Annotated in this window: 8 protein-coding genes and 1 pseudogene; 4 read left to right on the top strand and 5 right to left on the bottom strand. The window is 72.9% G+C overall.

The features are described from left to right. Window positions 1-14: 14 nt before the first annotated feature. The 4 genes from OE229_RS03185 to OE229_RS03170 all read right to left on the bottom strand — a co-directional run bounded on the left by OE229_RS03185 (window position 15) and on the right by OE229_RS03170 (window position 5,375). The gene (locus OE229_RS03185) at window positions 15-1,148 is read right to left on the bottom strand and encodes a DUF917 domain-containing protein (protein ID WP_262139710.1); all 1,134 of its coding nucleotides are present in this window, start codon (window positions 1,146-1,148) and stop codon (window positions 15-17) included. Further along, window positions 1,145-2,299: a DUF917 domain-containing protein gene (locus tag OE229_RS03180; protein WP_262139709.1), complete on the bottom strand. Its 1,155-nt coding sequence runs from the start codon at window positions 2,297-2,299 to the stop codon at window positions 1,145-1,147. The genes OE229_RS03185 and OE229_RS03180 overlap by 4 nt, the downstream gene beginning before the upstream one ends. Continuing rightward, entirely contained in the window at window positions 2,296-3,852 is a 1,557-nt protein-coding gene (locus tag OE229_RS03175; RefSeq protein WP_262139708.1) for a hydantoinase/oxoprolinase family protein, read from the bottom strand. Before OE229_RS03175 ends, OE229_RS03180 begins: the two co-directional genes overlap by 4 nt. Before the next feature lie 149 nt (window positions 3,853-4,001). Further along, complete coding sequence (locus tag OE229_RS03170) at window positions 4,002-5,375, bottom strand: purine-cytosine permease family protein (RefSeq protein ID WP_262139706.1); 1,374 nt, start codon at window positions 5,373-5,375, stop codon at window positions 4,002-4,004. A gap of 174 nt (window positions 5,376-5,549) precedes the next feature. Between OE229_RS03170 and nucS the strand changes: the two genes are divergently transcribed. The 4 genes and pseudogenes from nucS to OE229_RS03150 form a co-directional block, all read left to right on the top strand. Beyond that, window positions 5,550-6,245: an endonuclease NucS gene (gene nucS / locus OE229_RS03165; protein ID WP_209132612.1), complete on the top strand. Its 696-nt coding sequence runs from the start codon at window positions 5,550-5,552 to the stop codon at window positions 6,243-6,245. A 103-nt stretch (window positions 6,246-6,348) separates the two neighbouring features. After that, window positions 6,349-7,023, top strand: a complete 675-nt coding sequence (locus tag OE229_RS03160) for an HAD hydrolase-like protein (protein ID WP_182064210.1) — start codon at window positions 6,349-6,351, stop codon at window positions 7,021-7,023. Next, entirely contained in the window at window positions 7,020-8,297 is a 1,278-nt protein-coding gene (locus OE229_RS03155) for an MFS transporter (protein WP_209132609.1), read from the top strand. Before OE229_RS03160 ends, OE229_RS03155 begins: the two co-directional genes overlap by 4 nt. A 328-nt stretch (window positions 8,298-8,625) precedes the next feature. Next, window positions 8,626-9,171: pseudogene (locus OE229_RS03150) on the top strand (ArnT family glycosyltransferase); the annotation flags it as partial. A 1,380-nt stretch (window positions 9,172-10,551) separates the two neighbouring features. On the opposite strand, the gene OE229_RS03145 reads toward OE229_RS03150, so the two are convergent. Next, entirely contained in the window at window positions 10,552-11,385 is an 834-nt protein-coding gene (locus OE229_RS03145) for an SDR family oxidoreductase (protein WP_262139705.1), read from the bottom strand. Between the last annotated feature and the right edge of the window lie 39 nt (window positions 11,386-11,424).

The following is an 11,424-nucleotide window of genomic DNA, read 5'->3' as shown; positions in this document are numbered from 1 at the left end:
CGCGCGGCCGTTCGTCAGCCGACCGCCGGGGCGGCCGGGGCGGCCGGGCGGACGTGCTCGTGCAGGTCCTCGACCGGGACGAACGGTTCGTCGAGCCCGAAGCACGACGGCCCGAACACGGCGAGCGCCTCCGGGGTCCGCATCAGGTCGGGGGTCGAGATGCCGATGACCCGGACGCGCTGCCCGAAGCGCAGGCGTTCGGTGGTGATCGGCTCGGCGGTCTCGGCGTCGAGGACGCAGATCAGGTCGGGCACGACGGCGACGAGCTGCCCGTCGCGCCGGGCTACGAGGTTCTCGTTCTGGAACCGGAGCTCGAGCTCGGAGCCGTCGATCCCCTGCACGGTGGCACGACCGCGGGCGAACCCGTCGACCGTGCGGCGCTCGACGTCGACGACCTTGCCGTCGAACAGCTCGCGCAGGTGCGTGTAGATCGTCGTGCCAAGGGCCTCGGCGAGCGCGTCGATGGGGTCGCGGTGGGCTTCGCGGGCGACTCGGATGGCCCGACCGACGGCGAGTGCCAGGGAGAGCGTGCGTGGGACGGCGGTCTCCTTCACCTGGCGGCCGGACATGGCGTACTCGGCGATGTAGGCGACGCCGCCGAGCCGGATGGTGACCCCGCGGGCGAGCCACTCCATCTTCTTGTTGTCCGTGCCGGTCTCGATGATGACGCCGTGGCCGTTCTCGTCGCTGATCGCCAGTGGACTGCCGGGGACCCCGTAGACCGAGAACGTCTCCATCTGCAGCTCGGGGAACGCGCGGCCCATGCCGTCCGCGTCGACGACGGGCAGGCCACCGGTGGCACCGACGAGCAGCGGGATCATCGAGTTGATGCCGCCGCACTCGATGGGCATCGTCGCGGTCGCCGTCCGGCCCAGGTGGGCTTCGAGCCGACGGAGGGCGCCGAGGGGTTCCGGTCCGGCCGGGATGCGTTCGAGCACCACGGTCGGTGCGCCCATCTGCGCGGTCGGGATGACGAGGGCGTCGTCGGGCACCTCGGACGGGTCGAGGATCGTGACGGGGCCGTGCTGTTCGATCGCGGCACGGACCAGGAGCATCCCGATGGTGGGGTCGCCTCCTCCGCCGGTGCCGAGCAGGGCGGCGCCGCGGGCCAGGTCGGGCAGGTCGTCGACGTCGAGGATCCAGCTCATCGGTTCGCTCCCGTGTTCGTCTCGCCCGCGCTCGTGGTGCCGTCGTGGCGGACCGCGGGGGTGTCGTAGCCGAAGTACCGCGGGCCGGCCAGGCGCAGGCCGTCCGGGGAGTGCCAGCGCTCGTCGGCCGGTGCCGTGACGATCCGGATGCGGGCGCCGAAGCGCAGGGCCTCGGTGGTGATCGGCTCGCCGGTCTCGGCGTCCAGGGTGATGATGAGGTCGGGAGCCGTGGTGCGGACCTGGCCGGCCACCTCGACCAGCAGGTGCTCGTTCTGGAACCGGAGCACCGCCTCCAGGCCGGTGTCGCTGCCGGAACCGGCGATGCGGGCCGTGCCACGGGCGAACCCGGTGACGGTCTTGCGCTCGATGTCGGCGACCTTGCCCTCGAACACGACCGTGCCGCCGAGCACCTCGGTGACCGCCGTGACGGGGTCCGCGTTCTCGCTGCGTGCGCGGACCAGCGTCTCGCCGAGCCGGACGCTCAGCGACAGACTGCCCCGGACGAACGACTCCTTCACCTGCGCGCCGGACATGGCGTACTGCGCCGTGATCGCGGAGCAGCCCATCTCGACCGTCGCCGTGCGGGCGAGCCGCTCCGCCCACCGGTTGTCCACCGTGTCGAAGACGACGGTGTTGCCCTTTTCGTCGGCCAGGGCCATCGGTGTCGCGCTGACCCCGGACAGGGTCGGCAGCACCATCTGCACCTCGGGGAAGGCGCGGCCCATGCCGTCACCGTCGACCAGGGGCAGGCCGAGCTCGGCCGCGGCGACGATCGGGGTCGTCGAGTTCACGCCGCCGACCTCGATGCAGGCCAGGTGGGTGGGGGTCACGTTGAGGAACGCCGAGAGGCTGCGGATGGCCTCGGCGAACTGGCCGGCGGACGGCAGCTTCTCGACCATCACGGTGGGTGCGCCGATCATCGCGACCGAGAGCACCACGGCGTCGTCGGGCAGGTCCTCGACCTGGACGATGTCGACCGGGCCGTGGGCGCGGACGGCGGCCTCGGCGAGCAGGCGTCCGATGTAGGGGTCACCGCCGCCGCCGGTGCCGAGGATCGCGGCGCCGCGGGCGAGGGCGGAGCAGTCGGCGCCGATGGCGGTGAGGGGTGCTGTGGGCGCGGCGGCGCGGGGCGCGGCCTGCGTGGCGCTCATCGGACCAGCGCCCCGAGTGCCAGGTCGCCGACGGCCTTGGCGCGGATCCGCGTCGCGTTGCCCGGCAGGTACGGGATCGGGACCTCGTCGAAGTCCACGATGTCGACCGAGCCGGGGTCGGCGCCGGCCGCGATGGCACGGTCGACCGCCTCTTGCCGGGCCTCGTCGACCACGGCCGACCGGCGGCCGTCGCTGATCGCGTAGACCTTGTCGACCTCGCCGCTGACCTGCGCGATCGCCGCGCCGATGGCGTTGGCGACCGAGTAGTGCTCCGGGCGGTGCACGGTGCCGAGTCCGGGCAGGGTGTCCGGCAGCAGCACCGAGCCGCCGCCGACCGCCACGACGGGCAGCGGGTCGGACGAGGTGCGCATCCGCTCGACGATGTCGGCGACGCGCTCCGCGATGACGTCGAGCGCGCGGGCGGCGACCTCGGCCGGCACCCCGGCGACGAGCGACGGGTCCCCGATCGCGCCACGGCCACCGCGGACGGCCACGTCGGTGGCGGTCAGGGTGGTGCCGCCGAAGACCAGACCCTCCTCGGTCAGGCGGTACCCGACGGAGTCCGGTCCGACGACGCTGCCGTCCTCGCGGATGCGGGAGCCGCCGCCGATGCCGACGGACAGCACGTCGGGCATCCGGAAGTTCGTGCGGATGCCGGCGACGGCGACCTCGCCGGTGGCCTCCCGCGGGAAGCCCGCGGTCAGGACGCCGACGTCGCTCGTCGTGCCGCCGACGTCGACGACTGCACAGGTGTCGAAGCCGGACAGCACCGCGGCGCCGCGCATCGAGTTCGTCGGGCCCGACGCGAACGTCGCGACCGGGTAGCGACGGGCGTACTCGACGTCCATCAGCGTGCCGTCGTTCTGGCTCAGGAACAGCGGTGCGTCGATGCCGCTGCCCGTGACCGACCCGGACAGGCCGTCGACGATGCGGTCGGCGAGCTCACGGAGCGCCGCGTTGATGATCGTCGCGTTCTCGCGCTCGAGCAGGCCGATGCGACCGATCTCGGACGACAGCGAGAACGCCACGTCGGGCCCGAGCTCGGCGGCCATGATCTCCTGCGCGCGCTGCTCGAACTCGTCGTTGATCGGGGAGAACACCGACGAGATGGCGACGGACCGGATGCCCGCGGCCGCGATGGCTCCGGCGTGCCGCTTGAGTTCCTCGGGGTCGAGCTCCGAGATGACGCGGCCGTCGAACTCGTGGCCGCCGTGGGCGAGGAACGGCTGCGCGTGCACGGCCGACACCAGGTGCCCGGGCCAGTCCGTGAACGGCGGCAACGACGCCGTCGCCGGCAGGCCCAGGCGGACCGCAGCGGTCGGCGCGAGGCCGCGCGCCTCGACCAGGGCGTTGATGAAGTGGGTGGTGCCGATCATCACGCCGTCGATGTCCGTGGCACCGAAGGCGTGCTGGTCGCGCAGGCCGTCGAGCGCGGCGACGATGCCCGAGGTGACGTCGGGGGTGGTGGACCGCTTGACCGCCGCTCGGACGGTGCTGCCGTCCATCAGGACGGCGTCGGTGTTGGTGCCGCCGACGTCGATGCCGATGCGCATGGGGGTTCCCTTCGGTGGTGCGGTGGAGCGGGTGCGGGGTCGTTCGGGGGTGCTGGTGGTTCGTGGGTGCTGGTGGTTCGTGGGGACCGGCCGCGCCGTCACGCGGATCAGGTGCGCGACGCCGCGACCGGCCGTTCGGGGAGCCTGCGTCAGGCGGCAGGGGTGGCTGGGGCCGACGCCGGGGCCGGCGCGGCCTCGGTCCGACTGACCCCGACGCCGCGGATCAGCCCGACCTTGCCGGCGACGACGTAGAGCACGAAGGCGATGACCACGGAGTTGATCGACGGGATGCCGACGGCGACGAAGTACCCGACGAGCGAGGCGATCGCCCAGATGACCAGGGTGGCCGGCACCCAGGTGGGCGAGGTCGCCGGGATGTTCTCGGCGTCGCTCAGCTCGCGGCGCCAGCGCTTCACGACGAAGTACTCGGCCACCATGATCCCGGCGATGGGCGGGAAGACGACGCCGAGCACGGACAGGAACGGTGTCAGGGCCCCGAGGAACCCGACCGCCGCGAGCACCGAGCCGACGACGCCCATCACGAGCGTCACGAGCCCGCGGTTCACCTGCTTGCCGAACACCGCGTCGATGAAGTTCGTGACGCCGAGGCTCGAGCTGTAGATGTTCCAGTCGTTGATCTTGAACGTGCCGAGCAGGATCACGAGGATGCCGACCCAGCCGACGCTCGAGGTGATCACGCGGGTGATGTCCGCGGAGCCGACGGCGTGGGCGAGCAGGACGCCGGCCAGGCCGATGACGTACTCGCCGAGCGTCACGCCGAGCAGCGTCTGCTTCACGACGTCGCCGACCGACCGGTTGAAGCGCGTCATGTCCGGCGTGATCACCGCACCGACGATGAACCCGCCGGCCACCAGGGTGGTGCCGGCGACGAAGCTCAGCTCCGGACCGGCCGGGGCACGCGCGGCGAGCTCGGCGATCGAGTGCCGGCTCAGCTCGACGATGACCGCCCAGCCGACGAGCACCAGGAACAGCGGCACGGTGACGTTCGCCAGCCACTGCATGGAGTGGAAGCCGCGCAGGACGATCGCGGTGACGAGCAGCCCGAACACGAGCGACCACGCCCACGCGGGCAGGATCGGCAGGATCGCGACGAGGCCGGCCGCCGAGACGCCGGACTGGATGCCGAACCAGCCGATCAGGCTCAGCCCGATCGCCAGCCCGACCAGCGCCGAGCCGGCCTTGCCGAACCCGGTCCAGCGGGCGATGACCGAGGTGTTCAGGCCCTCCTTGACACCGATGACGCCGACGAGCACCGAGACGATCTCCAGGATCACGGCGCCGAGGGTGATCGCCCAGAAGGCATCCCAGAAGCTCATGCCGAAGCCGAGCGTCGCACCGAGCAGGAACTGGGACAGGGCCGAGATCTGCCCGAAGCGCTGCACGGCGACCTGGAACCAGCCGTAGCGCGCGGACATCGGGACTCGGCTGAGCGAGTAGTCGTCGACGGCGACCGACTCGGAACGGGGGGTTCGTGGTGCTGACACTGCGGTCTCGCTGGCCATCGTGGCTCCTCGGGGAGGGGGTCGGCGTGGGCCGATCGGGGTGTCAGCCACGGTAGGGCGGCGTCGGACCGCCGTACATGTGCAGAACGTCGTTACGGGCATGTGAATCCGTGCGCGGTGCACAGCCCGCGCGCCCGGTCCGGGTCACGACACCACGCCGGTTAGGCTTCCGGGGTGCGTCTCGTCATCGCCCGGTGCTCCGTCGACTACGCGGGCCGGCTCTCCGCCCACCTGCCGCTCGCGACCCGCCTGCTCATGCTCAAGGCGGACGGCTCCCTGCTCGTGCACTCCGACGGCGGCAGCTACAAGCCGCTGAACTGGATGAGCCCGCCCTGCTCGATCGAGATCACCGAGCCGGACGACGAGCAGTCGGGCGCCGGCATCACGCAGGTGTGGACGGTCACCCAGAAGAAGACGCAGGACAAGCTCATCGTCTCGCTGTACGAGGTCGTGTCCGACGAGTCCCACGACCTGGGCGTCGATCCGGGCCTGGTGAAGGACGGGGTCGAGGCGCACCTGCAGCAGCTCCTGGCCGAGCAGATCGAACTGCTCGGCGACGGCCACACCCTGGTCCGTCGCGAGTACATGACGGCGATCGGGCCGGTCGACATCCTGGCGCGTGACGACACGGGCGCGAGCGTCGCCGTCGAGATGAAGCGCAACGCCAACATCGACGCGGTCGAGCAGCTCACCCGGTACCTCGAGCTCATGAACCGCGACCCGCACCTGCGTCCGGTGCAGGGCGTGCTGGCGGCCCAGACGGTGGCACCGCAGGCACGCACCCTCGCCGAGGACCGCGGCATCCGCGTCCTCGTGCTCGACTACGACGCGATGCGCGGCATCGAGGGCGGTCACACCCGCCTGTTCTGAGCGGACCACGCCACCCCCGGTCTGGAGGCACGGCGCACCCCCGCCCCGCGGCCGACCGGATCCCGGATGGTCGCCGCCACGGCCCGGCTAGGGTGGGCAGGACATGACCAGCCCGTTCTCCGCCATCCTGTTCGACCTCGACGGCACCATCAGCGACTCCGCGCCGGGCATCCTCGAGAGCCTGACGCACACCTTCCGCACCGTCGGCGTCCCGGTGCCGGACCACGACACCCTGATGTCCTTCGTGGGCCCGCCGATCATGGACACGTTCCGGGTCGCGATGGGCATGGACGAGGAGCTCGCCGACCGCACCCTCGCCGTCTACCGCGAGCACTACTTCTCGCACGGGGCGCTCGACTCCGCCATGTTCCCGGACATCGACGTGGTGCTGCGCACCCTGCACCAGGCGGGGCTGCCGATCTCGACGGCGACGAGCAAGCCGGAGACCCCGGCGACCTACATCCTCGAGCACTACGGCCTCACCGGGGACATCGACATCATCACGGGTGCGAGCGACGACGAGGTGCGGTCGAGCAAGGCCGACGTCGTCGAGGAGGCACTGCGACGCCTCGAGGCCCACGGCTTCGACACCAGCCGCCCGGTGCTGATCGGCGACCGGAAGCACGACGTCGAGGGCGCGACCGTGCACGGCGTCCCGGTCGTCTTCGCCGAGTGGGGCTACGGCTCCCCCGACGAGGCCGAGGGCACCATCGCCCGCGCCGCGACCCCGCTCGACCTGCTGCCGATCCTGCTGCCGTCCGCGACGCCGTCCGCATGAACGACGTCGCACGCCGGAGCCTCCGCGGTGCCGCCTGGCTGCTGCCCGCGGCCATCGTCCTCATCGCACTGAACTTCCGCGGCCCGATCGTCGCGACCGCCCCGGTCATCGGGGACGTCCGCGCCGACCTCGGCCTGACCGCGACGATCGCCGGGCTGCTGACGACGATCCCGGTGCTCTGCTTCGCGCTCGCGACACCGTTCGCCAGCTGGGTCATCGCGAAGGCCGACCCCGAGCGCGCGGTGTCCCTGTCGCTCGTCATCGTGCTCGCCGGCACCGTCGTGCGCTCGATGCCCTCGTCGGCGGCGCTGCTGCTCGGCACCGCGGTCATCGGCATCGGCATCACGATCGGCAACGTGGTGATCCCGGTGGTCATCCGACGGGACACCTCGCCGGAGCGCGTCGGTCTGGTCACCGGCGTCTACACGTCGGCGCTCAACGTCGGGTCGATGATCACGTCGCTCGGCACCGCTCCCCTGGCGGCCCTGTGGGGGTGGCCGGTCGCCATCGCGATCTGGGCGGTCTTCGCGCTCATCGCCGCCGCTGCCTGGACCTACGCGGTCGGTGCACGGGCGGCCTGGCGACGCCCGGTGCCGTCCGACCACGACGAACCGCTGCCGATCACCGGTCCGATCGACCAGGTGCTGGACACCGGGGCGATCCGCACCGCGCGCGCCGCCGAGGCCGCACGGGTCGCCGCCGCCGAACCGATCCGGCCGGCACGACGGCTCATCACCTGGGGCCTGACGCTGGCGTTCGGCGGCCAGGCGTTCTCGTACTACGCCCTCACCGCGTGGATCCCGACGCTGCTGCACGACGAGATCGGCTTCTCGAAGGCGTCGTCGGGCGCGAGCTCGTCGGTGTTCCAGATCCTGGCCGTCGTCGGGGCGCTCGGTGTCCCGCTGCTCGCGACCCGGTGGCGTCCGGCGGCGATCATCGCCCTGGTCGGCACGCTGTGGCTGGCGATGCCGCTCGGGCTGCTGTTCGCCCCGCAGCTCTGGCTGCTGTGGTCGGTGCTCGGCGGTGCGGCGCAGGGCGGCGGCATCACCGTGATCTTCATCGTGATCGTGCGGATCGTCTCGAGCGACGCCGACGCCCGCCGGATGTCGGCGTTCGTGCAGGGCGGCGGGTACCTGCTCGGCTCGGCCGGGCCGCTCGTCGCCGGTGCCCTGCACGGTGCGACGGGGAACTGGACGGCACCGCTGCTCGTCGTGCTCGTCGCGGTGCTCACCCTCGGTGTCGTCGGGACGTTCGCCGCGCGGCGGGTCTCCTGATGACGTCGTCCTGACCCCGAAGCCGAACGCCGGCTGAGACCCCGCTCCGGCTCGACCCCCGAGGCGCTGACCGACGGGGGCCGCACCCGCACGACCCCTCAGCGCGCGGACCGGCTTCGCGGCCAGCTGGCGGCACGGTCCCGGCCGGTCGTCATCCCGGACGGCCAAGGTCCGGAGGGTGGACATCCGACGACCCGCCCGGTGGCGGGACCAGCCGCTCACGGCACGGCTCACCCTGCTCGTGATCGCGGCCGGCACGACCGTGCTGCTCGCCTGGAACCTGGGCCGTGGTGGGGACTTCAGCTTCTACCAGGCATCGGCGCGGTCGATGTCCGAGTCGTGGCCGGCGCTGTTCTCGGGGGCGTTCGACCCCTCGGCGACGGTGACCCTCGACAAGCTCAGCGGCTTCGCGGTCCCGCAGGCGCTGAGCCTCCGGCTGTTCGGGCACTCCACCGCCGCGCTCGCGTTCCCCCAGGTCGTCGAGGGGCTCGTCACCCTGTGGGCCTGCTCCCTGGTCGGACTCCGCTGGGCCGGGGTCGGGACGGGCCTCGTCGCGGCCGCAGCAGCCGGGTCGACGCCGGTCTTCGTGTCGATGTTCGCGCACCCGATGGAGGACGGCATGGTCACCGCCGCGCTGGCCGTCGCCCTGCTGTGCTGGCAGCACGCGGCATTGACCGGGCGCTGGTGGCCGCTCGTCGCCGCGGGCCTGGCGGTCGGCGTCGGGTTCCAGGCGAAGATGGTGCAGGCCTGGTTCGTGCTGCCGGCGCTGCTGCTCGGCACCCTGCTGGCCTCGGCCCGGCACGACGGCCGTCCCTTCCGGTTCGGCACCCGGGTGGTCCGCGCCGGGGTGCTCGGGATCGTCGCGGTCGTGGCGTCGGTGTCGTGGGTGACCGCGCTGGCGCTCACGCCGTCGGGTTCGCGGCCCTGGGCGGACGGCTCCACCGACGACAGTCCCCTCGCCATGGTGTTCGGGTACAACGGCGTCGACCGGTTCCTGCCGGGCGCGGTACCGGGGTCCGTCCGGTCGTTCGCCGTGCCGTTCGGTCCGCACACCTGGCGCGGTGGTCCGGCCGGGTTCGGCAAGCTGCTCGGACCGCACCTGGCGTCACAGGTCGCCTGGCTCCTGCCCGCGGCGATGTTCGGCGTGGTGGTCGCGGCCGTGGTGCTGGTCCGACGGCGAGCGAGGAGGATCACGCCGTCGTCGACGCACACACCCCACGACACCGTCGGCACCCCCTTCGGGCACGCGTTCGACACCCGTGCCGGAGCCGCCACCCTGGCCGTCCTGGTCGTGTGGCTCGGCACCGCCGCGGCCGTGCTCTCGGTGGCCGCGGTGCCGCACACCGCCTACGTCGCGGCGATCGGCGTGCAGCTCGCCCTGCTCGCCGCCCTCGGGTGGCGCGGTGCGGTCGGACTGGTCCGGGCGCAGGCTCGAGGGCTCCGGGCGCTCCCGGTCGTCCTCGCTGCGGCACAGCTCGGCTGGGTGGTGTTCCTCGCGCGGGGCACCGCGATGCCGAGCGTGCTCGCCGTGCCCGCGATCACGGTCTCGACGGTCGCCGTCGTCGCGACGCTGGTGGCGGTGTGGTGGCGACCCCGCTGGGAGGCGACGCGCGGACCGGGCCGGCACCGGGCCTCCCGGACGGTCATCGCACTCGCAGCCGGGCTCGCGCTCATCGCCGGACCCGCCGCGTTCTCCCTGCAGGCCCTCGACGCGACCCGCGACGGCAGCGGCGTCGACGCGTCGGTCGGGCCGTGGCCCGCGCGCTGGCCGATCCCGGCCGGCAGCCCGGACGTGTTCCACGCGTCGAGCCCGGACCCGTGGGGCGGATCCACCCCGTACCCACGTGCCCTCAGCCGGCTCGTCGCGACCGCGCGACGCCTGGAGGGGTACCGGCACGACGAACCGCTGTTCCTGACGGACACGTGGCACATCTCCGCACCCGTGATCGACGCGACCGGACTGCCGGTGCTGACCGACGGCGGGTTCTCGGGCACCGTACCCGTCTTCACGACGCACCAGATCCGTCGCCGGATCGCCGACGGGCTGCGCGTCCTCGTCGTCCAGGCCCACGCGCCCCGCACCGACCCGGTCCTGCGCGCCGCGCTGGCCGGCGGCTGCCGAGCGCTGTCCCACGGCACCCGGCACGCACGTCTGCCGATGCAGCCGCGCCGGGCGGACGGCATCACGTGGACCGTGTGGCACTGCGGGCTGCCCGGCCCGTCGGTCGGCCCCGGTGCGCACCACCGGCACGCGTCAGCCCGCGGCGAGCACCTCGCGCAGGGACATCGGCGCGCGTCCGGTGATGCGTTCGACGTCGCCCGACACGTGCGCGAGCGCCCCCTCGGCGATGGCCGTGTAGGTGCTCACCCAGGCGTCGGCCTGCCACGGCTCCGGGTTCCACTGCGCACGTGACGCGTACGCCTCGTCGAGGGTCTCCGGGTGGTAGCTGACCGTGCGGCCGCGGACCTCGGACACGATCGCCGCCGCCTGGGCGAGGGTGATCGCCTCGGGGCCGGTCAGCTCGTACGTCTGGTCGCGGTGCGCGTCCGGGTCGTGCAGCACCGCGGTCGCGACGCGGGCGACGTCGGCACGGGCCACCGCGGCCATGGCGCCGTCGCCGGCCGGGCCGCGGATCACGCCGTCCTCGCCGACCAGGTCCTCGACGAAGTCCAGGTAGAAGCTGTCGCGCAGGAACGTGAACGCCATCCCGCTCTCGCGGATCGCCTGCTCCGTCGCCCAGTGGTCGCGTCCGAGCGTGAAGGTCGCGTCGGGAGCCGCGCCGAGGAACGACGTGTAGACGACGTGCCGAACGCCCGCGTCGGCCGCCGCGGCGACGAACGCCCGGTGCTGGTCGAGGCGGTCCTGGGCCTCGGCCGCCGAGACCATGAGCAGCACCTCGACGCCCTGCAGGGCGGTCCGGCTCGCGTCGGCGTCGGCGAAGGTCGCGACGGCGACCTCGGTGCCCGGAAGCTCCGGCGCACGCGAGGCGTCGCGCACGAGCATCCGGAACGGCACGGCGTCCGCGGCGAGCGCAGCGCTCACGGCGCCCCCGATGTTGCCGGTCGCTCCGGTGATGGCGATGGTCATGGTCGCTCCTCGTGTCGGTGTCGCGTCGTGGTGGTCGGG

The organism is Curtobacterium poinsettiae (assembly GCF_025677645.1).
Taxonomy (GTDB): Bacteria; Actinomycetota; Actinomycetes; order Actinomycetales; family Microbacteriaceae; genus Curtobacterium; species Curtobacterium poinsettiae_A.
Note: the sequence above shows the minus strand (reverse complement) of the source record. Positions and strands in the feature narration are given on the sequence as shown.